Consider the following 21849-nt stretch of genomic DNA (forward strand, 5'->3'; position numbering starts at 1 on the left):
CGCGTGCAGGAAACCTCAGCGTCAACGGGCTACGCGGAGGGGCAACGGATGCCGCACCCGCACCGTCCGGCGGCACCGAGATACTCCGAGAGACACCGCACCGGCATCCGTTCACGCTGAGGATCTGACCACGCGCGGTGGGCAGGCCCTCAGCGCGTGCAGGAAACCCCAGCGCGAACGGACGGGCGACGGACGCCTGGTGGCCAAATCCCCAGCGCGAGGAGGAAACGGCGGCGCGAGCAGGAAACCGCAGCGCGAGCAGGAAACCGCAGCGCGAGCAGGAGCGGCGGCGGAGAGCCGCGCATTGAGCGAGCGGGCCCTACTCCCCTACCGGCAGTTCAGCGCCGCAACGGGGGCATACGCCGACGGCCACGTCATCGACGTATGCGCCGCACTCCGGGCAGACGTTGGCGATCCAGCACGCTGGATCCCCACCTTCCCGCTCGGGCGGATCGATGGCTGGCGGACGGTTCGTGCTATCCGACGGCACGACGGCGGCGGAGCACAGCGTCGAGGTCGGTCATGCCGGGCTCGGTATCGCCGACGATTCCCATCGAGGCGAACCGGCTCGGAGCAGCGCCCCCGGCGGCAGCGCCGCCAGCACGGCCAGCACCGCCAGCGCCAGCAGCCGCACGGGCAGCGGGACGCGCGATCGGCGTGACCGGAGTCTGCGCCGCCAGGTCCGCCGCGCGGCGGGCCAGCTCGGCCTCCGCGGCGGCCTTGCGGAGCTCCGCGGCGGCGTCCACGGATGCCATCGCGGTCTGCGCGATCGACCCGCGCGAAAGGTACAGCGGGCGCGGCAATGGCTGCGGCGTCCAGGTCTGGGCGGCAGCGGGCGTCTCCTCCAGTTGCACGGGCTCGAACCGCTGTGCGGCGGCCGCGGGAGCGGCAACCGGAGCGGTGACCACGACGCGCGCGGCACGAGCAGCGACCGCCAGCCGCGACAGCGCCACGAGCGCGGCGACCGCCGACACGGCCCCGGCGGCGAGCATCGGCCAGGAACCGCTGAGAATGACGGGGAGCACGCCGGCGACCACGAGCACGATCCCGGCCAGCAGCACGATCGACGACAGCGCACGCCACTTCCGAAGCCGTCGCAGCTTGACGGCGGGGGTGAGAACGAGCGGCGCACGAGCCGCGGCGGCGGCCCGCCGTGCCGCACGGGCGGCATCCGTTGCGGCCTTGGCCTCGAGCCGGGCTGCTTCTTCGGCCTCCGCGAGGAGTTTCTGCTGGGTGCGGACCGTGCGGGCGTTTGCCTCGAGCCGCACCGGCTCCGGCACCTCCGCCGTTTCGGCAAGAATCCTCAGCGTCTGCTGCAGGCGCACGGCGTTCCGTTCGACGGCGAGATATTGCCGTCGACGTGACCATGTCGGCATGAGATACGCCACCCAGAGGGCAGCGGCGACCGCCACCATGACTCCCCCGCCCAGCGCTTCACTGCTCATGTTCACTACCGTAGGAGCGACAGCGCCCGGACACTCCCATTACCGGGGGTGTGTCACGACCGGTTTCGCCTAGAATGACCGGTTCAGCGGGTTGTTCACCGGCAACGGATGCGACGCCGCCTCCAGATCGGCTTCGTTGACGCGCGCGGCATCCGCCGGCACATGGCCGTCCCGCCAGCGGCGCAGCACCCCGTGCGGCAGTTCTTCGGCAGTCAGCCCGAAGCAGAAGTGATCGCGCCAGTCGCCGTTGATGTGGATGTACCGGCGCCGAAGCCCCTCATACCGGAATCCGAGCTTTTCGACCACGCGCAACGACGGCGCGTTCTCGGGGCGGATGCAGATTTCCATCCGGTGGAGCCCCAGCTGGTAGAAGCAGTAGTCGGTCGCGATCGCAACCGCCGTCGGCGTGATCGACTTTCCGGCGAACCTCTCACTCACCCAGTACCCGATGGTCGCGCTGGAGAGCGATCCCCACGTGATCGACGAGACGTTGAGCTGGCCGGCCAGTTCGCCGTCGTACTCAATGACGAACGGCAGGCCGTTGCCGGAGCGCGAATGGGCGAGCAGGTTGCGGATGCTGGCCCGCGTGTCGAACGACATCGGCGCGTACGGACTGGTGGCTTCCCATTTCCGCAACCAGGAACGGTTCTCCATCAGCTCGCGCTCGAGCACCTTGGCGTCACGGATGCGCACGGGCCGAAGGCTGACGGAGTCTTCATGCAGCGTCGGAATTGCGATCGGCACAACGCGCCTGTCTACTCGTGGGCCACGGCCCGGGTGGTGCTCACCAATCTAGTCGAGGAGGCCGCCGGCGGGGAGTTCAGCGTCGAGAGTTGAGACGAAATCGTGCAGCCACGGCCGCAGTTCCGCCCCGAGGTCCTTGCGATCGGCCGCCAACTGGATGATTGCCTTGATGTAGTCGAGGCGGTCGCCGGTGTCGTAGCGACGTCCGCGGAAGATAACCCCGAACACCCCGCCGGTGCCCTCGACATCCACCGCCATCTCCTGGAGGGCGTCAGTGAGCTGGATCTCGTTGCCCTTGCCCGGCGGGGTGCGTTCAAGGATGTCGAAGACTTCGGGGCGAAGCACGTAGCGGCCGATGATGGCCAGGTTGGACGGGGCATCCGCCACAGCGGGCTTCTCGACCAGGCCGGTGATCCGCACCACATCCGGGTCGTCGGTGGTCTCGATCTCCGCGGCACCGTACATCGAGATCTGCGACGGGTCGACCTCGAGCAGGGCGACAATGCTGGCGCCTCGTTTCTCCTGCTCCTCCAGCATCCGCTCGAGGAGCACATCGCGTTCGTCGATGATGTCATCACCGAGCAGCACCGCGAAGGGCTCGTCGCCGACATGCATACGCGCCCGGAGAACGGCGTGGCCGAGGCCGCGCGGATCACCCTGCCGCACGTAGTGCATGTCGGCGAGGTCGGTGGACTCGTTCACCTTGGCCAGCTTGTTGCGGTCACCCTTCTGTTCGAGCAACGCCTCCAACTCGAACATGCGGTCGAAATGATTCTCCAGCGCGTTCTTGTTGCGCCCGGTGATCATCAGCACGTCGTGCAGGCCGGCCGCGACGGCTTCCTCTACCACATACTGGATCGCCGGCTTATCGACCACCGGCAGCATCTCTTTGGGCATTGCCTTCGTTGCGGGGAGGAACCTGGTGCCGAGTCCGGCTGCGGGGATGACGGCCTTCGAGATGCGAGTAGTCATGAGCCATAGGTTAGCGGCATCCCTTCGCGTGCGGAGGGCTGGCCGGGACCGCCATCTATGATCGTTGTATGGATTCCGACACCGCTCACCGAAAGCGGGCGCTTCGCGCAGAGCTGCGGGAGCGCCGACAGAATCTAACCTCGGTCGAGCGGGACGCGGCCACGATCGGCATAACCGAGAACCTGCAGAGCCTCGCACTCGACCTGTCCGCTCGCTCCATCTCCTGTTACCTGTCCAGCCGGAATGAGCCGAACACTCGGCCATTCCTCAACTGGGCGGAGGCAGAAGGCATCCGGGTCCTGTTCCCGGTCTCCCGAGACGACGGTCTTCTCGACTGGACCGTCGGCGAGGGCGACGAAGAGTTGGAGGGCATCGCCGGCGTACCGGAAGCGGCCGGCGAACTGCTCGGCCCCATCGCCATCAACGACGTCGACCTGATCATCGTCCCCGCCGCCGCGGTGGATAAAACCGGGCTGCGGATGGGCTGGGGAATGGGTTACTACGACAAGACGTTGGGGTCAATGGAGAAATGCCCGCCTGTCTATGCCGTTGTGTACGACAGCGAAGTCGTTGACGACGTGCCCCGAGAGGTGCACGACCAACCGGTGAACGGCGCGGTAACACCAACACGGATCATTTCCTTCTAGATTTGCGGCAGGCGCCCGCCTGCCGATCCCCCCAAGCACGGAGATTCAGTGCCCACTTATTCATACCGTTGCACCGAGTGCGACACCGCTTTCGACATCCACCAGGCGTTCAGTGACAACAGTCTCACCGATTGCCCCACCTGCGGCGGGAAGCTCCGCAAGGTGTTCTCGTCGATCGGGGTGACGTTCAACGGCTCGGGCTTCTACCGCAACGATTCCCGTTCGACCACGTCCTCGACCGACAAGGCGGCCACTGCGCCTGCCGCGAAAACGACCGCGCCTTCCACTAGTGTCGCAAAGGCAAGCACGTCAACCGGCGCGGTCGCATCTGCCGCGTCCTAGTCAGGAGGTAGCAGTCATGATCCAGGGATTCAAAGAATTCATCATGCGCGGCAACGTGATCGATCTCGCGGTCGCCGTCGTCATCGGCGCTGCCTTCACGGCAGTCGTGACCGCGATCGTCGAGGGGATCTTCAACCCGCTCATCGCGGCGATCTTCAACGCCGACAGCCTGAAGAACTCCATGGTGGTCCAGATCGGGAACGCGACGATGTCGTTCGGCCTGGTCCTGGCCGCGATCATCAACTTCCTGTTGATCGCCGCGGTGGTGTACTTCGTCTTCGTGCTGCCGATCAACAGGATGAAGGAAGCCCAGGAGCGCCGCCGCACCGCCGGCCTGCCGTCGGAGGTCGTCGACGACGCCCCCGCCAGCGAGCTCGACCTGCTGGGCGAGATCCGCGACCTGCTCGCCTCGAACAACCAGGGCCCGAAGCACACGCTCTGACTGCCGCCCCACTCGAACGCCCGCGACCTACCAGTGCGGCGGGCGATCCCGCCGCAGGCGGTCATCGTTCTCGCCCGGCTTCGACGCATGCTGGTGCGCCGCGCCGGCAGCTGATGCCACGTCCGCGGCATCAGCCGAGGTTCCGTTGCGCGTTTCCCGCGGCGCCTCCGGGCTCGGGTCTGTGTGCGGCGCGGGCGTCAGCTTCGCGCGACGCACCCGCCCCGGAGCCTTGACGACCGACTGCCGCGGTCCGTCCGGTTCGCTGTCGACGCCCATCTACTCAGGCTAGCCCGTCGAGAGTGACCTTTTCGGTCGAGAGTGACGTTTCCGGCGCGGAGCGCGGGCCATGAGCGGGCGGGAGCGCCGGGATACGACGCGAGGTGAGGGCAGGGCCCGCTCTACGTGCCGGGGCGCTGCACCGCGATCGGCGCGGTGGCGGTGTTCACGATCTCGGTGCGAGTCCTGCCGAGGAGCGCCGCGACCCGCGCGGCCACTACATCGGGTGAGCTGAACAGCTCGAAGCTGTGCACTCGAAGGTAATGCCAACCGAGACGGCGCAGAACCTCAGGGCGGAGCCTGAGCGACTCTCGGAGACTCGCGCTGCCGACGACGGCATCCGTTTCGACCACGACGGCACGCCCCGCGTGGGAGACGGCGAGGGCGAGCTTGCCGCGGTGCCCGAGCGAAATGGTGAGCCCGAGGCGCTCCAGGCGCCCGGCCAGGTCGACCAGCATCGACTCGCTGGAATCGGGCACACCGACCTCGGCTTCGCGAGCCTCCGTCTCGGAGAGCACCTGGGACAGCGCGAGGATGCCGTGCCGCTGGCGGTCCGCGTCGATGTCGGCGGGCCGGAAGCAGGAGACGATGTCCATCGACCGACGGGCCCGGGTCATTCCGATGGCCAGCAGGCGTTCGCCGCCCGGCTCGCCGAGCGAACCGAAGTTGGAGAGCAGTCGCCCGTGCGGGGTGCGGCCGTAGCCGATGGAGAAGATCACCCGGTCGCGGCTCTGGGCGACGGCCTGCTCGAGGGTGAGCACCGTGAACGGTTCGGCGCGATCCTTGAGGATGAAGTCCGAGAGATCGGTGCGCTTGGCGAAGGCGGCGAGCACGGCCTGGTTCACCCGCACGGCGTGCCGGGCGCTGGCCGTGATGACCATCAGCGACTCACGGGGGCGCTTGACCGCGTGCTCCATGACCAGTTCGACCACCTTGGCGACTTCGGCGTCCACACTCTCGACGGCGCCGCTCTCCGGATCGGGCATGCCGTGGCCGCCCGCGACATAGTTGAGGGTCAGGCTGCCGTGGCCGAGGAAGCTCCCAGCCCAGGGCAGCGAGTCGATGCGGCCGCCGTAGAAGCGGTGGTTGACCAGCTCGGCCAGGTCCTCGCCGCCGGCCCGGTAGCTGCGGGTGAGCGTCAGCGTCGGCAGGAGTTCGCCGAGCCGGGCGAGCGCGGAGTCTGCGTGCAGCGCGTCCACGCTGACTTCGGGGGTGGCGGCATCCGCTTCCGCGCCGACCTCTGTGATGCCGGTCTCGAACGGGGACGGGGTCTGCGTGACGGGGTCGCCGAACGCGACGACCTGCTTGGCACGGCGGATGGCGCCGACGTTCTCGGCGAAGGTGGTCGCGCCGGCGTCCACCAGCAGGACGGCGTCGAAGGTCATCCGGTCGGTGAGGCCGGCGATCTCGTACGGCGAGGCGAGCCAGACCGGTGCCAGCACCCGGCCGAGGTGCGGGGCGCCCTCGTGGATGCGGTCCGGTGTCGCGCGGTCGGCCCGCAACAGGCGCCGCAGCTGGTCGGCTTCCTCGGGGTAGTCGACGATGCCGATCTTCCAGGTTTCGGCGAGCAGCCAGGCCAGCAGCTGGCCGGCGGCGGAGGCGTGCGCTTCGTCGACGAGTTTGAAGTCTGCTTCGAGCCGGTCGAGCACCTGCGTGTTCGCGTTCAGGAGGGCCTTGTCGCTGCCGAGCATCGATTCGAGCACCGACTGCCACCACGCCAGTTCAAGCTCGGCTGCCACGTCCTTCTCCGACACGTGGCGCCTGGACAGGTCGGTCATCAGCGGGTCGAGGTTGTGCTCCCGCAGGGTGGCCAGCAGCGCAGTGCGTTCGTGCAGGTTGGCCAGCACTTCGCTGTCGGCGGCCAGGCCCGACACCGTGTAGATGAGTTCCTTGACCGGCCGGTTGGCGAGCTGGCGGGTGGTGCCGGCGTTGCCGAGTGGCACGTCAAGCGCGGCGAGGTCTTCGTACACCCGCTGGAAGGCGACGTGCACATCCGCGATTCCCACCGGAACCTCCGGACTGACCCCGGCCACGACATACCGCTGCCAGAGCGTACGCTGCTGCTGGATGCGCCGGAGGCTCTCGTTCATGTCGCTGACGTGCACGCCGGGGCGGAGGTATTCCTCCGCCAGCTTGCGCAGCCGGCGCCGGTTGGTCGACGACATCTCCGAGGAGTCACGCCGTGACGATGTCGCGGCGATCAACTCGGTCAGCGACCGGTCGTAGACAGCGGGCTGGAACTTGTCCAGCGTCTCGCGGATGTCCAGCAGCAGGCGCAGGTAGATGCCCAGTTCGGTGATGGTCTCGAACGGGCGCAACCTGGTCTGGTTGATCAGGCCGGATGCCCGTTCCAGCAGGCGTGGAAGTTCGATCTGGTTGACCCGCTTGGCCAGCTGGTGCGCGCTGGTGGCCTCGGCGGTTGAGGTGAATGAGGCCCCGTACCAGGGCGAGTCGCCCGGGCCGTAGCGGAATTCACCGAGCGTCGCGGCCTTGATCAGCGTCGCCGCGGCGGATGCGCGGTCGTGCGCGAGGCGCTCCATGGCGTGCCGGTCGAGCCGCGCGGTAGTGGCTGGGGGCGCCGGAAGCTGGGCCAGGCGCGCGAGTTCACCGAGCGCATCGAGCACCGAGACGCCAAGCGCCGGGTCCCGCCGGGTCAGCGCTCCGCGATAGTCGAGCAGCACTTTGCGCAGTCGCACGAGCGCGTCGTCGACGTCGCCGACCTTGGGCTGGGTGGCCTTTTCGTTGCGGGTGATCGCCTGGACCAGGTCGCGGCGCAGGGTGCGCGGGGTGACCGCGACTCCGGCCAGGCCGACCTGGGTGAGCCGGTGGGAGATGCCGTCGAGGCTGGAACGGCGGGCGCTGACCACCAGCACCCGCTTGTGCTGGGAGACCAGGGAGCCGATCGCGTTGACGATGGTCTGGGTGCCGCCGGTTCCGGGCAACGTCTTCACCACGAGCGAGTTGCCCGATGCGATCTGGGCGACGACGTTCTCCTGCTCCGGGTCGGCGTCGAGCAGCAGCGTGTCAGTGGCCGGCGGGCGGGCGTCCTGCCCGATCGGTACGACCGGGTGATAGGCGGTCTCGATGGCGCGGCGGGCTGCCGGGTTGCCGGCGACGGCGTCGAGCAGCGGATGCTCCAGCTTGGTCGCGTCGGCCGCCAGCGCCCGGCCGACGTCGGCGAACGACGACACCACCAGGCGCGGCACCACATTGAACCATGGAAGGTGCGAGGTGAGGCCGCGCAGCCGGTCGATCACCGGTTGGGGCTTGAAGGCGCCGTTGGTGATCGCCAGCGCGACGAACGCGTCGGCGTCGAGGGTGATTTGGAACTGGTCGTGCAGGGCACGGGCAAGCTCGGGGTTCAGGAACGGCTGGCCCTTGAGCTTGAGTTCGAAGTCGCGACCGTAGCGGCGGATGGCGACCGGGCGGAGCAGCACCGGCGCGGTGAACTCAGCCTCGCCGTGGCGCCACTCTGCCAATCCGATGGCGAGATGCACGGACTCGATGCCGCGCATCGACCGAAGTTCGATGCCCTTCTGGGTGATCTCGCCGGCCGCAAGCCTGGCGTTGCGGAGCGCGAGTTCGTCGCGGATCAAGTTGGAGAGCAGGGTGGTCTTGCCGGTGATGAACTGGGGCAGGCCACCCGGGTGGGTCGCGCTCAGCTCGATCCGCGTCCGCGGGCTGTCACTGAAATGCAGGAGCGGTGAACGGCCGCCGACCTCCGCGAGTTCATCGCGCCAGCGCTGCCACACCGGTTCGGCGATGTTGCCCGCGACGAGCGCGGGATCGCCAAGACTGACGGCGTGCGGAGACGTCACGTTTTGCGGTTCGGGGGCAGGCGCATCCGTGTACTGCGACAGTACATCGTCGTCATCTTGTTTCTTATCGAGGCGCCACACAACCACACCCTAATTCGGGGCGGGCCCATTTCACGTTAGGCGGCCCGGGTTTCGCGGCATTTCCGCCGGGATTGGCTAATCAGAGCCAGTTGCGTTTCTTGAAGGCGATGTAGAGGGCCGCCGCCCCGGCGACCATCAGGCCCAGCGCGAGCGGATAGCCCAGCGCCCAGTGCAACTCAGGCATGTTCCGGAAATTCATGCCGTAGATGGAGGCGACCAGGGTCGGCGCGAAGAAGATGGCCGCCCAGCTGGAGATCTTCTTGACCTCTTCGCTCTGGGCGAGGCTCGTTTCGGAGAGCCTCCGCATCTCGTCATTCTGGCGCTGGCCGACCAGGGTGGAATGCACGGTGAGCGCGTTCTGCAGCAGTTGGCGGAACGCGTCGCCGCGCTCGACGATCCGCAGCGTGTGGTCAAGGACATCGCGCAGGTGCCGGTGCAGCTCGACGTCGACGCCGTACTTCTCGAAGCCCTTCTGCAGGGACTCGAACATGCCGATCAGCGGCTGGGTGGCGCGCTGGAACTCGATCACCTCACGGGACAGGGCGTAGATGCGGCGGGAGACCTCCGGATCGCCGTCGAACAGCTGGTCTTCGATCTCGTCGATGTCGTTCTGGAGGCCCTTCACGACGGGCTCGTACTCGTCGACCACCTGGTCGAGGATCGCGTACAGCACCGACTCCGGGCCGAGCGCGAGGAGCGTCCGCGCGTCCTGCATCCGGTGCCGCACCCGGGAGAGGTCCGGCGCTTCGGCGTGGCGGATCGTGACCACGAAGTCCGGCCCGACGAACAGGTGCAGCTCGCCGAACTCAACACGTTCGTCGGCGTCCATGTACCGCGCCGGTCGGAGCACCAGGAACAGTGTGTTGTCGTAGCGCTCCAGCTTGGCCCGCTGGTGCCCTTTCAGGGCGTCTTCCACGGCGAGGTGGTGCAGGCTGAACTCGGTGGCGACCAACCGGATCTCATCGTCGGACGGCCGGTACAAGCCGATCCAGGCGAAGCCGCCCTGCGCCTTCATCGCCTCGAACGTCTCGTCGAGGGTCTCCGGGGTCGCCACGCGACGCCCGTCGACGTAGATCGCGTTGTCAATCACCGTCATGGGGTCTCCTCGTCTGGCCACTCCAGTGTGCCAGTGGCCGGCGTCACGGCTGGTATCCGCGCCGCCTCAGCGATGGTACCCGGACTGGTATCGCACCAGCGGTGAACCGGGCTGGGCGTCGGGGCGCGCCATCCAGGTCACTTCGCCGACGAAGAGGGTATGAGTGGCGGCCGGAGCCGACGCGACGGTCTTCAGCTCGAACCAGGCGAGGGCATCCGTCACCAGCGCCGGCGCACCCGCCTCCGGGCGGAAGTGCGGAGTCTGGTCGAGGAGGCCGATCAGCGGGGAACCGGGCTCGCCCAGCCGGTCGGCAACGGATGCCTGTTCGGCCGAGAGCAGGCTCAGCGACCAGCGGCCGGACGTTTCGATCGCCTCGGCCAGCCGGGAGAGCGAATAGATGCTGACCACCATCGTGGGCGGGTCGTAGGAGACGGAGAGGAAGTCGGTCACCGTTGCGGCGTGGTCGCGGCCGCGGTGGACCGCCGAGATGACGGCGACCCCCTTCGCGACCTGGCCGCTGAGCGCCTTGTAGAAGGTCTCGTCATCCGCAGTGATGCCCGCCGGCTGGAGCGTGCGAGCGGTGATCTGCTGGTCCATGCTGTCGCTTCCGAATGCGGGGCGGCTCAGCGCTGGCTGACGGCTGCGATGATGGCGGCGACGAGGGCGATGACGACGAACGCCGCGAGCGCGAGACGGCGGAGCACGACATCAGCGACAGCGTACCTCGACCGGCGGCGTTTCGGGGGCGCGGGCGGGTTTTCCGGTTCCTCCGCCACGTCTCGTCCCATCTTTCCTCCTGCGACCCGGCGTCGTGCCCGGTTCGCTCCCATCTTACGAGGCGTGGCTGATCGCGGCCTGTTGGGTGGCGGACCGCAGCGCACGGTCACGGATGCCGGATCCGGGGGGAGATCATGACGGTGCCCCTGGAGGGATTCGAACCCCCAACCGTTTCCTTAGGACGGAACTGCTCTTCCGTTGAGCTACAGAGGCTGGTTCAGAAAGTTTAGCGGTTGTGCCGTCGCCGCGGTCGCACCGCGCGTTGGTGGGTGAACGGGCGCCGCGCCGCGCCGAGGGGCGCCGCGTCTCGCCGCGTCTCCTCGTGTGCGCCGGCGCCACGCGTGCGGTCAAAATGCCGCCCCGGACGCCGGCCGGGCGGCACTTTGGGCGCACCCGCGTGAAAAGCTGATGCGCACGGCGCGGGATAAGCGGATGCGCGGGGGCGGGAGAGGCGGCCTGCGCTACGCCGGCGGGTAGAGGAACAGCGGGACCTCGCCGGTCGAGACAGTGCGCTTGTGGTACGCGTGGCTGCCCACCCAGTTGTACTCCTCGAGTACGACGGTGCCGTCGCCGGGCACTGACTGCACATAGGCGACATGGTTGTAGTTGAACCAGGCCACCGCTCCGACGACCGGGGTGGTGCTGGTGGCCCAGCCGTGGCTCTTCCAGGCGCTGGCCCAGCTGGAGGCGTTGCCGCCGCCGGGAGTAAGGCTGCTCCAGGTCCAGCGCCACGGCGAACCGGACGACCCGGCGTCGCGGTTCAACCGCCAGGCAACGAAGTCGACGCACTCACGGTAGTAGTAGCCGAGCGGTGAGAGCCCGCCACCCTGCGTGTCGGTGGCCTGGTACGGCCACGGGTAGTCGTCGCCTTCGGCTCGCACGCCGTACACGGCCCACTCGGCGGCCGACGCCCGGGCTGTTTCCGCGGCTTTCTGTGCTGCCGCTGCCCGTGCCGTTTCCTTCGCCCGTTGGGCGAGTTCCTCCGGGCTGGTCGCCGTGAAGCTGTCCCGGGCGATGGCGATGCCGGCCGCGCTGGCGGCGACAGTGACGCCCTGCGCCTCGGCAGTGGCGTAGGCGTGTGACGCCGACTCGGTCTGTCCGGCAATGCCATTGGGTGCGAACGCGTAAGCCGGCAGTGCCGTGGTGAGGAAGATGCCCGGGATCGCGATCAACGTGATGGCCACGGTGAACGGATTGCGACGCTTCCCTTTCGTGGCGCGGGGTGGGCGTGGTGCGGTCGACGGCGCAGTGGTTGCGCCAGCCGGCAGCGCCCGGAGCCGTCGCGGTGCGGGAGGGATGGGATCGGTCGCGGCCGATGGCACAACAACCGAAGCAATCACGGCAGCGGAAGCGACACTCGACGCCTCAGCGGCAGAGTCAGGAGCGGCCAAGCCAGGTGCGGCCATGTCCGGTGCGGCCAAGTCCGGTGCGGCCGAATCGGTGGCGACGGAAGGAGCGACCGTGGCGGCATCGGAAGTGGCGACCGAGCCTGCAGCGGACGTGGCATCAACGGAGGCAGCGACCGAGCCGGCATCGGGCACGCGGTCCGCGGCGGCGGACTGGGCGGCATCCGCTTCGGTCGGAGTCGAGCCCGCTGTGACAGCCTTTTTCGAGGTTTCCGACACCCGTTGCTCGCGTAACGCACGACGCGACGGGAATGGGTCGGATTCGGTCAAAAGTTGATCCTCGTGAAGGCCGGGGCTGGTCAATCGGACTCCCCCACATTACGGGAACCGGTTGCAGTTGTCACGCCGAGCGTTACATTCCTGTGACATTCACGAAAGTCGGCCGGAATTACGCCGCCGGTTCCAGGTACTCGTCCCACTGCGGAAGCGGCTGTTCGACCCCGCGCACGACCCACGCGGTGCCCCTCGGAACCCGGGGGCTGAACCGCATCGCCCAGCCCATCTCGCCCGGGGTCTGGTCGCTCTTGAGGTTGTTGCAGCGCAGGCAGCACGCGACCAGATTGTCCCAGGTGTCGCGTCCGCCGCGGGAACGCGGAAGCACGTGGTCGATCGTGGTCGCCGACTTGCCACAGTAGCAACAGCGGTGATCGTCGCGGCGCAGCACCCCGCGCCGGCTGACCGGGTTCGAGCGGCTGCGCGGAATGCGCACGTACCGGGTGAGGAGAATCACGCTCGGACGCTCCCAGGAGCCGGATGCCGCGTAGACCGGGTGGTCCGGATCGGCCTGCACGATCGTCGCCTTGTGATTCATGACCAGCACGATCGCCCTTTTGAAGGACACCACGGCGAGTGGCTCGTACCCGGCGTTGAGGACCAGTGTGCGCATGCGCTCCCTTTCGAAGAAGGCTGGACGGCTTCCAGCCATTCGAACTGCTACCTGGGTCGGCGGGCAGGAAGTGCGCGGGCAAACAAAAAGGGCGCTGTCACAAGGACAACGCCCGCGGGCACGCAGGATGGCGAAACGCGTGACACCGGATTGTTTGGCTGCTCCGCCGCAACGTGACGGCCCGCCGCGGATCCATGGTGTGGATCGTGCGGGAGTCACGCATCGGCTCTTCCAACTCGCAGAACATCAGGGCATCAGGTTAACCCACAATCGGCGTGTCGCGAAGAGCCCGCACGCGAAATGGCTGTGAATTCGCAGCCCGTACAGCAGCGATTCAGCGGTCAGATGCCCAACCGCACAATGTAGTAGTCACTGGTCCACAGCGGCTGGACTCGAACGGATGCGCCTTCGTACGGTGCGTGCAGGATGTTGCCGTTCCCGGCGTAGAAGCCGTCGTGCCCCGACATGATGACGAGGTCACCGGGCTGGGCATCGGCCTGCGAGATGCGGGTACCGGCGGCACCCTGTCCAGCGGCGGAGTGGGGCAGGCTGATGCCGAACTGCGCGTAGACGTACATCACGAACCCGGAACAGTCGAATCCGGCGGGGGTGGCGCCGCCGTACACGTACGGCACGCCCTGGTATTGCAGGGCCACATTGTAGACGGAGGCGAGGTCGAAGTTCGGGTACGACGGGCTGGCCAGGTAGTCGGCGACGGAGGGGCCGGAGTAGGACGCCGCATACGACGTCATTTGCGCTGCGACCTGCTGCCGGCGCGCCTCTGCTGCGGCAGCGGCCGCAGCAGCCGCGGCCCTGGCGGCAAGTTCCTCCGGTGTCGTGGCGGTGAACCCATCTCGGGCGACCGACACGGTGGACGCCTGCGCGGCGACGCTGACCGACTGCTCCCCGGTCTTGGACATCTTGGTCGACTCGGTCGCACCGAACCGGGTTTGGTCAGAGCCCGGTGCGAATGCGTACGCCGGGAGGGCCACTGTGGCCACCAATCCGGCGGCCAGGCTCATGACCACGACGTTGCCCAGCGCGCCTCGGCGGGCGGAACGTTTCTTCGCGGGCACAGTACGGGCGGGCCTGGTGAGATCCGTCCGGACTTTTTCGATTTCGTTGTGTGTCGGGTTCGATTCCGTGCGGGATCGTTTGTCACCAAATGCAGCCAAGTTCGTCCTCCGGCGCCCGGCAACTCTAGGTAGTTGCCCCGTCCAAGTGCGCTTGGCGCGTGTGGGTACCTGGCCAAGTGACGGGTGAAATCGGGCGTCTCAACCAGAGTCCTTCGACCGTTGCTGGTCGGTGGGACAGGTCGAGGTTACGTGACGTTCACTGGAATGTCACCCTAGAACGGGAGTTTTCTAACGAATTGGTAACGAATCCCCCACGTGTGCGGGGTAGACGCGAAGTGCAGGGTGGGTCCGTCAGGCGGCCCGTAACTCCGGCGTGGTCACGAAGATATGACCCGCAACTTCAACGGGGAGCTCGAGCCCGTCACCGTGCCCGTCGACCTGTACCAGCACATACGAACCGGCGGCGGAGAAGGTCCCGAGGTTGCCGGGCATGACGCCCGACTGCTTGAGCTGAGACAGGAGCTCGGGGTCGAACTGCACCGGCTCCCCCAGGCGACGGATGACAGCGGTCACCGGCTCGGACCGGCCGGCGACGACATCGACCAGGTTGGTCACCCCGTTCATGAAGGCGGCGGCGGGGGCATGCCCCAGCTCCTCCAGCCCCGGGATCGGGTTGCCGTACGGGGATTCGGTGGGATGGCCGAGCATTTCCAGGATCTTGCGTTCGACCTGCTCGCTCATAACGTGCTCCCAGCGGCACGCTTCGTCGTGCACGAACTCCCATTCGAGTCCGATGATGTCGCTGAGGAGGCGCTCCGCGAGGCGGTGCTTGCGCATCACGTGCACTGCCTTGCTGCGGCCGGCCATGGTGAGCTCGAGGTGACGGTCGCCGGAGACGATGACCAGTCCGTCGCGCTCCATGCGAGCGATGGTCTGGGACACGGTGGGCCCGGAGTGGCCCAAGCGCTCGGAAATACGCGCCCGGAGGGGAACGATGTTCTCCTCCTCGAGGTCGAGGATGGTGCGGAGGTACATCTCAGTGGTATCGATTAGATCTGTCATCCCCAGCCTCCTGCTCGGCGTCGTTCCACGGGCGTGACGCACTGGCTCAACCCTACCCGCCGAGACGGCACCAACTAGAATTGGACCATGCCGCAACTGACCATACCTTCTGAACTGCTGCCCGCCGACGGACGATTCGGCTGCGGCCCGTCCAAGATTCGGCAGGAGCAGCTCGATTACCTCGCCTCTGCCGGCGCCGGGATCCTCGGCACATCCCACCGGCAGGCCCCCGTGAAGGATCTCGTGGGCCGCGTGCGCGCGGGCCTCGGCGAGATGTTCCGGATTCCGGACGGCTACGAGGTCGTGCTCGGCAACGGCGGATCAACCGCGTTCTGGGACGCGGCGGCGTTCTCCCTGATTGAGCGACGCAGCCAGAACCTCGTCTTCGGAGAGTTCGGCGGCAAGTTCGCCGCCGCCGCGAAGACTCCGTTCCTTGACCTGCCCGACGTGATCAACGCGACACCCGGCTCGCGCAGCGAGTTCGTCGTCACCGAGGGCGTCGACGTCTACGCCTGGCCGCAGAACGAGACGTCCACCGGCGTGATGGCTCCCATCACCCGGGTCGCCGGCGACGACGGGGCGCTCACCGTCATCGACGCGACGAGCGCCGCGGCAGGCATCGACTTCGAGGCAGCGGAAGCGGATGTCTACTACTTCGCCCCGCAGAAGAACCTCGCGTCGGACGGTGGCCTGTGGCTCGCCCTCTTCTCGCCCGCCGCCATCGAACGGGTTGAGCGGATCGCGGCAAGCGGTCGCTACATCCCCGAATTCCTCAGCCTGAAGAATGCGATCGACAATTCCCGACTCAACCAAACCCTGAACACCCCGGCACTGGCCACCCTGCTGCTGCTGGAGAACCAGGTCGACTGGATCAACGGCAACGGCGGACTGGCGTGGGCGTCCGCGCGGACCCTGGAATCGTCATCCGCCCTGTACGCCTGGGCGGAGAGCGTCGATTACGCGACGCCGTTCGTGTCCGACCCGTCACACCGATCGCAGGTGGTGGTGACCGTCGACTTCGACGATGCGATCGACGCCGCGCAGATCGCGAAGACCCTGCGCGCCAACGGAATCGTGGACACCGAGCCGTACCGGAAACTCGGACGCAACCAACTGCGGGTCGCGACCTTCGCCGCGATCGAGCCGGCGGATGTGCAGAAGCTCATCTCGTCGATCGAATTCGTCGTCGACAACCTCGATCGCTAACGGGCGAGGGCCGGCGGATGCGAATCTGGCTGAAAGACAGCGAGCGCCGGCCCGACCCGCTGCCCGCGCGCACTGATGCGCGCAAGGCTTATTTCGCGGGGTCGGTCGGCTGGCTACTGGCGCTGGTCGGGCTGGTCGTCTTCAACGATCAGCTCGTCGACGCCGGCCGCGGCTGGTGGCTCTGGTGTGCTGTCATCGGCCTCGGCCTGGGTCTCGTCGGCCTCGGCTGGGTGCAATTCCGACGTCGTTAGGGCCGTCTCGAAATCCGCTGGATTGAGGAGACCGTTCGCGGCCGTCTCGAAATCAATCCCGTCGAGGACATCGTCGCCGTGGTCGTCGTCGAGGTCGTCTTCGTCGAGCTCGGAGTCCAGCTCATCGTCGTCTTCGTCGTCTTCGTCGAACTCGTCGTCATCGTCCAGCACATCCGCAGCGGCCTGCGCCGCGACGAGGTCCTGCGCGGCACGGTAGTCGGAGAGCCGGTCCGACCACGGAATCCACTCCGGTGCCAGGAGGGATTCGCCGCCCGGCATCAGCTCGGTCTCCAGAACGAACGGGTCGGAGTTCTCATTGATCCGCGACAGGCTGACGTTCCAGTGCCAGCCCGGGTACCCGCTCAGCGTGCAGTCGAAGAGGAGCGACAGAACATGCTTGTCCTCGACGACGTGCCCGACCGGTTCGCCGATCGTGTCGGCGGGCGTGATGTCGAGCAGTGCTGCGCGCGCGATATCGACGGCAGCAAGCAACACCTCGTCGGCGTCGATCGGAGCAGGGTCGGTCGCAGGCGCGTCGGTCGCCGGCGCGTCGGTCGCCGACTCCTCCGTCGTCCCAGCATCAGCGGAGACCGGGTCAGCGGATTCCGGATCAGCGGATACCGAACCGGTCGGCGCCCCGTCAGCCTGCGGCACAGCCTGTTCCTGGTCAGCCGAGAGATCTCGTTCGGCGTCAGGCATCCAGTTCCTCTGCGACCTTGCGCAGCATGGCCGCGATCTTGCGGCTGTGCGAGCTCTCAGGGTAGCGGCCGCGACGCAGGTTCGCGCCGATACCGTCGAGCAGCTTCACCAGGTCCTCGACGATGATCGCCATGTCGTCGGCCGGTTTGCGGCTGAGCTTGACCAGGCTGGGGGGCGCTTCAATCACGCGCACTGAAAGCGCCTGGGCGCCTCGCTTGCCGTCGGCGATGCCGAACTCGAGCTTTGTTCCCGCCTTCACACTCGTTCCGGCGGGCAGCGCAGATGCGTGCAGGAAGACCTCCTGGCCGTCATCAGAACTGATGAAGCCGAAGCCCTTCTCCTCGTCGTAGAACTTGACCTTGCCGGTGGGCATGTGAACCTCGCTGCGTTTCGGGCGCGCTGAAGTGCGCGTCGTATACGTCTAGCTTATTGGGTCGGGCGGCCTCCCGCCTGAGTATCCTAAGGATGTGACCACTCAACCGCCCCAGCCCGCCAGCAGGATCGAACGGGTCCTCGCCTATATGGTCGCGGCTATGGTCGGGCTGTCGATCCTCGCGTTCATTGCGGTACTCATCGGCACCTCGGCCGGGGTCGGCAACAACGACGGGTTCAGCCAGGGTGTCTGGCCATTCGTGCTGACACTGCCCCTGTTAGGACTCCCGGTCGGGTTCGTGCTCCTGATCGCGCTCCTGATCGTCAGCGCCGTACGCCGAAGCCGCGAGGCGCGGGCGAACCGGCCTTGACGTCATGCTGACGCTCGCGACCCGTCTGAGAGCGATGAGTGATGCCCAGCTGCGCGAGGTGATTGCCGCACGCGGGATCCCGGCAACCGGCATCCGTGACTTCTTCGACCTCGCCGACGCGCTCCTGGCTGACGACGCGGTGCAACGCGCGCTGGTCCGCCTGCAGCGAGGCACCCTCGCCGTGCTCGCCGTGGCCGTGGAGCTCCCATCGCCGACTCTCGACGACATCGCCGGCCGCCTTCATGAACTCGGCGGCACTCCCACGACCGCAGCGGATGTCGCGGATCGCGCCAGGACCCTGCACGAGCTGCTGCTCGTCACCCTCGACGGCGACCGGGTGACCACCTTTGACCCGGTGACCGAGCGCCTGCGTGCGTGGCCTTCCGAGGGCCTGCCCGGTGCCGCCGAACTCGCGGCGCAGACCGCGCCATCCGCCTTCTTGAACGCCTCCGACAGCGACACCCGTTTCGTCGACCGGCTGGCCGCCGAGCGGGCCTTCGCCGCGGTGTCCTCGATCGCGGAGCTCGTCACCGAGGTCTCCCGCGAACCGGCCCGCCAGCTCAGCCGTGGCGGACTCGGCCAGCCCGACACCAAGCGGCTCGCCCAGGCGATGTCGGTCGAGCTCGAGGCCGTTGCGCCGCTGGTGTCGATCGCCGAACGCGCCGAACTCGTGGCGCTCGAGCGTGGCCACTGGCTGGAGACTCCGGGCGGCGACGACTGGCTGCACGAGGGGACCCCGAAGCGGTGGGCGAGCCTAGCGACGGCCTGGCAGGCGGCGTTGTCGACCGAGGTCCGTAGCATCCTCGCCGGCCGACCGGGGGTTTCCTGGGGTGACGGGCTTCGTGCCTACGCGACCTGGCTGTACCCGGCCGGCGGCACCTGGATGGAGGAACGGGTGAACGCGTTCGCTCGCGACGCGGAGCTCATCGGCGTCACCGCACACCAGACCGTCGGCACGGCCGGCGCCGCGGTGCTGGCGGGTGACATCGACGCGGCGGTCGCGATGATGGCCGAATTGCTGCCGGCCGAGGTGGGGCAGGTCTACCTGCAGCATGACCTGTCGATCGTCTCGCCCGGCCCGCTATCCCCCGCCGTCGACGCCCGGCTCCGCAGCCTCGCCGACATCGAGAGCCGCGAGCTGGCGTCGACCTACCGGGTGACGAACGCGTCGGTGAACCGGGCGCTGGCCGCCGGCGGGAATGCGCAGTCGATCCTCGAGTTCCTGCGCGGCATTTCATTGACCGGTGTTCCGCAACCCCTCGAATACCTGATCGTCGAATCCGCTTCCCGATATGGGCGGGTGCGGGTCGGTCCGCTTCGAACCGGCCAGGCGCAGAGTTATGTGTGGTCCGACGACCCGGCGATGCTGGGCACCATTGCCGTGGACCAGTCGCTCACCCCGCTGGCCCTGGTGAGTGCGGACGGCCGGCTGACAAGCCGCCATCCGGCGGACGTGGTCTTCTGGGCTCTCAGCGACGCCAAGTACCCGGTGGCCGCCGAAGACGGCGAGGGCGAGATCCTGCACCTACGCCGCCACCAGCTCGCCCGCCCGGTCGTGGCCGAGCCGGCCGATCCCGCCGCCGCGCTGGTCGAGAAACTCCGCGCCGGCGACGGCGGGGAGAGCGAGGCGGGCCACGCCTGGCTGGCCCGGCAACTGGACGTCGCGATTCGGGGCAAGCAGACCGTCATCGTCTCGATCGCCATGCCCGGAGGTGTCGTGGTCGACTACCTGCTGGAACCCGCGAGCGTCGGCGGAGGCCGGTTCCGTGCGAGGGACCGCCGGGCGGACATTGAACGCACCCTGCCTCTGTCGAGCGTGCTCAGCATCACGCCGGCACCGTAGTCCGGCCGGCCATCGCTGGGCGCCGCGGAGGTATGCGGTAGTTGCGCCGCTGTACGGGTGGCGCGCCTGCCGCACAGCGGCGCACCTGCCGCGTATCGCTCCCGCCGAGTCGGGGCGGGGGCGCGCCGAGGGCCGCCCGCCGTAGGCGTAGCATTGAAAGCTATGTCTGACGGACCCCTGATCGTTCAAAGCGACCGCACGGTATTGCTCGAGGTGGCGCATCCGCTTGCCGAAGATGCACGCCACGATCTCGCGGTCTTCGCGGAGCTCGAGCGCGCGCCCGAGCACATCCACACCTACCGGATCACCCGGCTGGGCCTGTGGAACGCCCGCGCGGCGGGGCACGACGCGTCGGACATGCTGGCAACGCTGGAGAAGTACTCAAAGTTCGCGATTCCGCAGACCGTGTCGGTGGACATCACCGAGACGGTCGGGCGGTACGGGCGGCTGATCATCGAGCGCGACGCCGACGGCGAGCTGATCCTGGTGAGCCGCGATGAGGCGGTGCTCAGGGAGATCTCCCGGGCCAAGCGCATCTCGCCGCTGCTGATCGGGCATCCGTCTCCTGACTCGTACCTGATCGAGCCGTGGGCGCGGGGCCAGCTCAAGCAGGAACTCGTGAAGATCGGCTGGCCGGCCGAGGACCTGGCCGGCTACACTCCGGGCACGCCGCACCCGATCGATCTCATCGAAGACGGCTGGGCGCTCCGCGACTATCAGAACAAGGCGGTGTCGAACTTCTTCGAGGGTGGCTCCGGAGTTGTGGTGCTGCCCTGCGGCGCCGGGAAGACCCTCGTAGGGGCCGGTGCGATGGCCACGGCGAAGACCAACACGCTGATCCTGGTCACCAACACGGTGTCGGCCAGGCAGTGGCGTGACGAACTGCTCAAGCGCACAACACTCACGGCCGAGGAGATCGGCGAATACTCGGGCCAGATGAAGGAAGTCAAGCCGGTCACCATCGCGACCTACCAGATCCTCACCGCGAAGCGGAAGGGCGAATACGCCCACCTCGCGCTGCTCGACGCGATGGACTGGGGCCTCGTGGTCTACGACGAGGTGCACCTGCTGCCGGCGCCGGTGTTCAAGCTCACCGCGGAACTGCAGGCCCGCCGCCGCCTCGGGCTCACCGCGACCCTGGTGCGGGAGGATGGCCGCGAGGGCGACGTCTTCAGCCTGATCGGGCCGAAGCGCTTCGACGCGCCGTGGAAGGAGATCGAGGCGCAGGGATTCATCTCCCCCGCCGCGTGCTTCGAGGTGCGGATCGACCTGCCGCAGTCCGAGCGCCTCTCGTACGCGGCCGCGGCCGACGACGAACGCTACCGGATGGCCGCCACCGCCCCCGCCAAACTGGACGTGGTCAAGGAGCTCGTCGCCCGGCACGCCGGCGAACGCATCCTGGTGATCGGGCAGTACCTGGACCAGATCGACGAACTGGCCGAGTCGCTCGGGGCTCCGAAGCTCACCGGCGCCACACCGGTGGACGAGCGCGAACGGCTCTACCAGGCGTTCCGGGTCGGCGAGGAGAACGTGCTGGTGGTGTCGAAGGTCGCCAACTTCTCCGTCGACCTCCCCGAGGCGACCGTGGCGATCCAGGTGTCAGGGTCGTTCGGCTCACGGCAAGAGGAGGCGCAACGCCTCGGCCGGCTGCTCCGTCCCAAGGAGTCCGGGCTGTCCGCGAACTTCTACACCCTCGTCGCCCGGGACACCGTCGACCAGGACTTCGCCCAGAACCGGCAGCGGTTCCTCGCCGAACAGGGCTACAGCTACACGATCCTCGACGCGCACAGCCTCGTCCCGGCCTGAGCGCTTCACACGTCGCGGCATCCGCTCGTGTGCCGGTGGGGCCAGTGAGCCCGTGATGTACGGAAAAACACCATCGGCGGCGGGTGAATTCACGGCGTCGTTGCAACACGGTTTTCGTTTGGCGAGTTTAACAGCAGTTCGTTGAGGGCCTCGGCTGGGCTCTTCCAGTTGAGGGTCTTCCGTGGTCGGCCGTTGAGTTCGGCTTGGACAAATTCGAGGTGCTCGCGACTG

General features: G+C 67.8%; 21 protein-coding genes, 1 tRNA gene and 2 pseudogenes. 8 read left to right on the forward strand and 16 right to left on the reverse strand.

The window, feature by feature from the left end:
* Window positions 1-476: 476 nt before the first annotated feature.
* The 3 genes from AB4Y94_RS08135 to galU all read right to left on the reverse strand — a co-directional run bounded on the left by AB4Y94_RS08135 (window position 477) and on the right by galU (window position 3161).
* Complete coding sequence (locus AB4Y94_RS08135; protein WP_441727154.1) at window positions 477-1445, reverse strand: hypothetical protein; 969 nt, start codon at window positions 1443-1445, stop codon at window positions 477-479.
* Between the two features lie 69 nt (window positions 1446-1514).
* Window positions 1515-2189: a GNAT family N-acetyltransferase gene (locus AB4Y94_RS08140; RefSeq protein WP_441727156.1), complete on the reverse strand. Its 675-nt coding sequence runs from the start codon at window positions 2187-2189 to the stop codon at window positions 1515-1517.
* 48 nt (window positions 2190-2237) lie between these two features.
* On the reverse strand, window positions 2238-3161 hold the full coding sequence (galU, locus tag AB4Y94_RS08145; RefSeq protein WP_441727158.1) for a UTP--glucose-1-phosphate uridylyltransferase GalU: 924 nt from the start codon (window positions 3159-3161) through the stop codon (window positions 2238-2240).
* Window positions 3162-3229: 68 nt separating this feature from the next.
* Between galU and AB4Y94_RS08150 the strand changes: the two genes are divergently transcribed.
* The 3 genes from AB4Y94_RS08150 to mscL are packed head-to-tail and all read left to right on the forward strand — an operon-like array spanning window position 3230 to window position 4592.
* Window positions 3230-3808 carry a 5-formyltetrahydrofolate cyclo-ligase gene (locus AB4Y94_RS08150; RefSeq protein WP_441727160.1) on the forward strand — a complete coding sequence of 193 codons (579 nt, stop codon included), beginning with the start codon at window positions 3230-3232 and terminating at the stop codon, window positions 3806-3808.
* 48 nt (window positions 3809-3856) lie between these two features.
* Entirely contained in the window at window positions 3857-4150 is a 294-nt protein-coding gene (locus AB4Y94_RS08155) for an FmdB family zinc ribbon protein (RefSeq protein ID WP_441727161.1), read from the forward strand.
* A gap of 16 nt (window positions 4151-4166) precedes the next feature.
* Window positions 4167-4592 (forward strand): large conductance mechanosensitive channel protein MscL, encoded by a 426-nt coding sequence (gene mscL, locus AB4Y94_RS08160; protein ID WP_441727163.1) that lies wholly within the window; start codon window positions 4167-4169, stop codon window positions 4590-4592.
* Between the two features lie 27 nt (window positions 4593-4619).
* On the opposite strand, the gene AB4Y94_RS08165 is transcribed toward mscL, so the two are convergent.
* The 10 genes from AB4Y94_RS08165 to AB4Y94_RS08210 form a co-directional block, all read right to left on the reverse strand.
* Window positions 4620-4868 carry a hypothetical protein gene (locus AB4Y94_RS08165; protein ID WP_441727165.1) on the reverse strand — a complete coding sequence of 83 codons (249 nt, stop codon included), beginning with the start codon at window positions 4866-4868 and terminating at the stop codon, window positions 4620-4622.
* A 122-nt stretch (window positions 4869-4990) separates the two neighbouring features.
* Complete coding sequence (locus tag AB4Y94_RS08170) at window positions 4991-8767, reverse strand: DUF4011 domain-containing protein (protein ID WP_441727167.1); 3777 nt, start codon at window positions 8765-8767, stop codon at window positions 4991-4993.
* A gap of 79 nt (window positions 8768-8846) precedes the next feature.
* Window positions 8847-9863 (reverse strand): magnesium and cobalt transport protein CorA, encoded by a 1017-nt coding sequence (locus tag AB4Y94_RS08175; protein ID WP_441727169.1) that lies wholly within the window; start codon window positions 9861-9863, stop codon window positions 8847-8849.
* A 66-nt stretch (window positions 9864-9929) separates the two neighbouring features.
* A complete protein-coding gene (locus tag AB4Y94_RS08180) occupies window positions 9930-10460 on the reverse strand; it encodes a flavin reductase family protein (protein WP_441727171.1) in 531 nt (176 codons plus the stop codon).
* Between the two features lie 26 nt (window positions 10461-10486).
* Window positions 10487-10651, reverse strand: coding sequence for a hypothetical protein (locus AB4Y94_RS08185; protein ID WP_441727173.1), 165 nt, complete (start codon window positions 10649-10651; stop codon window positions 10487-10489).
* A 130-nt stretch (window positions 10652-10781) separates the two neighbouring features.
* Window positions 10782-10853, reverse strand: a tRNA-Arg gene (locus tag AB4Y94_RS08190).
* A 248-nt stretch (window positions 10854-11101) separates the two neighbouring features.
* Window positions 11102-12316 (reverse strand): CHAP domain-containing protein, encoded by a 1215-nt coding sequence (locus tag AB4Y94_RS08195; protein ID WP_441727175.1) that lies wholly within the window; start codon window positions 12314-12316, stop codon window positions 11102-11104.
* 118 nt (window positions 12317-12434) lie between these two features.
* A complete protein-coding gene (locus AB4Y94_RS08200; RefSeq protein ID WP_441727177.1) occupies window positions 12435-12932 on the reverse strand; it encodes an HNH endonuclease in 498 nt (165 codons plus the stop codon).
* A gap of 341 nt (window positions 12933-13273) precedes the next feature.
* Entirely contained in the window at window positions 13274-13954 is a 681-nt protein-coding gene (locus AB4Y94_RS08205; RefSeq protein ID WP_441727179.1) for a C40 family peptidase, read from the reverse strand.
* 405 nt (window positions 13955-14359) lie between these two features.
* Entirely contained in the window at window positions 14360-15070 is a 711-nt protein-coding gene (locus tag AB4Y94_RS08210; RefSeq protein WP_441727181.1) for a metal-dependent transcriptional regulator, read from the reverse strand.
* A gap of 87 nt (window positions 15071-15157) precedes the next feature.
* On the opposite strand from AB4Y94_RS08210, the gene serC reads away from it, so the two are divergent.
* Together serC and AB4Y94_RS08220 are read left to right on the forward strand one after the other, a co-directional pair.
* Entirely contained in the window at window positions 15158-16276 is a 1119-nt protein-coding gene (gene serC / locus AB4Y94_RS08215) for a phosphoserine transaminase (protein ID WP_441727183.1), read from the forward strand.
* Window positions 16277-16293: 17 nt separating this feature from the next.
* Window positions 16294-16527: a DUF2530 domain-containing protein gene (locus tag AB4Y94_RS08220; protein ID WP_441727185.1), complete on the forward strand. Its 234-nt coding sequence runs from the start codon at window positions 16294-16296 to the stop codon at window positions 16525-16527.
* A 120-nt stretch (window positions 16528-16647) separates the two neighbouring features.
* On the opposite strand, the pseudogene AB4Y94_RS08225 reads toward AB4Y94_RS08220, so the two are convergent.
* Together AB4Y94_RS08225 and AB4Y94_RS08230 are read right to left on the reverse strand one after the other, a co-directional pair.
* Window positions 16648-17226 (reverse strand): annotated as a pseudogene (locus AB4Y94_RS08225) (DUF3027 domain-containing protein); the annotation flags it as partial.
* A complete protein-coding gene (locus AB4Y94_RS08230; protein ID WP_441727187.1) occupies window positions 17219-17599 on the reverse strand; it encodes a cold-shock protein in 381 nt (126 codons plus the stop codon). The gene AB4Y94_RS08230 and the pseudogene AB4Y94_RS08225, both read right to left, overlap by 8 nt.
* A 94-nt stretch (window positions 17600-17693) precedes the next feature.
* Between AB4Y94_RS08230 and AB4Y94_RS08235 the strand changes: the two genes are divergently transcribed.
* The 3 genes from AB4Y94_RS08235 (at window position 17694) to AB4Y94_RS08245 (ending at window position 21618) form a co-directional block, all read left to right on the forward strand.
* Window positions 17694-17969, forward strand: a complete 276-nt coding sequence (locus AB4Y94_RS08235; RefSeq protein ID WP_441727189.1) for a hypothetical protein — start codon at window positions 17694-17696, stop codon at window positions 17967-17969.
* A gap of 34 nt (window positions 17970-18003) precedes the next feature.
* Entirely contained in the window at window positions 18004-19812 is a 1809-nt protein-coding gene (locus tag AB4Y94_RS08240; protein ID WP_441727191.1) for a helicase-associated domain-containing protein, read from the forward strand.
* Window positions 19813-19974: 162 nt separating this feature from the next.
* Window positions 19975-21618, forward strand: a complete 1644-nt coding sequence (locus AB4Y94_RS08245; RefSeq protein WP_441727193.1) for a DNA repair helicase XPB — start codon at window positions 19975-19977, stop codon at window positions 21616-21618.
* Window positions 21619-21707: 89 nt separating this feature from the next.
* On the opposite strand, the pseudogene AB4Y94_RS08250 reads toward AB4Y94_RS08245, so the two are convergent.
* Window positions 21708-21849 (reverse strand): annotated as a pseudogene (locus AB4Y94_RS08250) (IS30 family transposase); the annotation flags it as partial.

Source organism: Glaciibacter sp. 2TAF33 (genome assembly GCF_052114945.1).
Classification (GTDB): domain Bacteria; phylum Actinomycetota; class Actinomycetes; order Actinomycetales; family Microbacteriaceae; genus Cryobacterium.

Bases quoted from the DNA above. Each gene is read 5' to 3' on its own strand.
- AB4Y94_RS08135 (WP_441727154.1), bottom strand. From the start codon at position 1,445: ATGAGCAGTGAAGCGCTGGGCGGGGGAGTCATGGTGGCGGTCGCCGCT.
- galU (WP_441727158.1), bottom strand. From the start codon at position 3,161: ATGACTACTCGCATCTCGAAGGCCGTCATCCCCGCAGCCGGACTCGGC.
- AB4Y94_RS08150 (WP_441727160.1), top strand. From the start codon at position 3,230: ATGGATTCCGACACCGCTCACCGAAAGCGGGCGCTTCGCGCAGAGCTG.
- mscL (WP_441727163.1), top strand. From the start codon at position 4,167: ATGATCCAGGGATTCAAAGAATTCATCATGCGCGGCAACGTGATCGAT.
- AB4Y94_RS08165 (WP_441727165.1), bottom strand. From the start codon at position 4,868: ATGGGCGTCGACAGCGAACCGGACGGACCGCGGCAGTCGGTCGTCAAG.
- AB4Y94_RS08175 (WP_441727169.1), bottom strand. From the start codon at position 9,863: ATGACGGTGATTGACAACGCGATCTACGTCGACGGGCGTCGCGTGGCG.
- AB4Y94_RS08180 (WP_441727171.1), bottom strand. From the start codon at position 10,460: ATGGACCAGCAGATCACCGCTCGCACGCTCCAGCCGGCGGGCATCACT.
- AB4Y94_RS08185 (WP_441727173.1), bottom strand. From the start codon at position 10,651: ATGGGACGAGACGTGGCGGAGGAACCGGAAAACCCGCCCGCGCCCCCG.
- AB4Y94_RS08200 (WP_441727177.1), bottom strand. From the start codon at position 12,932: ATGCGCACACTGGTCCTCAACGCCGGGTACGAGCCACTCGCCGTGGTG.
- AB4Y94_RS08205 (WP_441727179.1), bottom strand. From the start codon at position 13,954: ATGAGCCTGGCCGCCGGATTGGTGGCCACAGTGGCCCTCCCGGCGTAC.
- AB4Y94_RS08210 (WP_441727181.1), bottom strand. From the start codon at position 15,070: ATGACAGATCTAATCGATACCACTGAGATGTACCTCCGCACCATCCTC.
- serC (WP_441727183.1), top strand. From the start codon at position 15,158: ATGCCGCAACTGACCATACCTTCTGAACTGCTGCCCGCCGACGGACGA.
- AB4Y94_RS08220 (WP_441727185.1), top strand. From the start codon at position 16,294: ATGCGAATCTGGCTGAAAGACAGCGAGCGCCGGCCCGACCCGCTGCCC.
- AB4Y94_RS08230 (WP_441727187.1), bottom strand. From the start codon at position 17,599: ATGCCCACCGGCAAGGTCAAGTTCTACGACGAGGAGAAGGGCTTCGGC.
- AB4Y94_RS08240 (WP_441727191.1), top strand. From the start codon at position 18,004: ATGAGTGATGCCCAGCTGCGCGAGGTGATTGCCGCACGCGGGATCCCG.
- AB4Y94_RS08245 (WP_441727193.1), top strand. From the start codon at position 19,975: ATGTCTGACGGACCCCTGATCGTTCAAAGCGACCGCACGGTATTGCTC.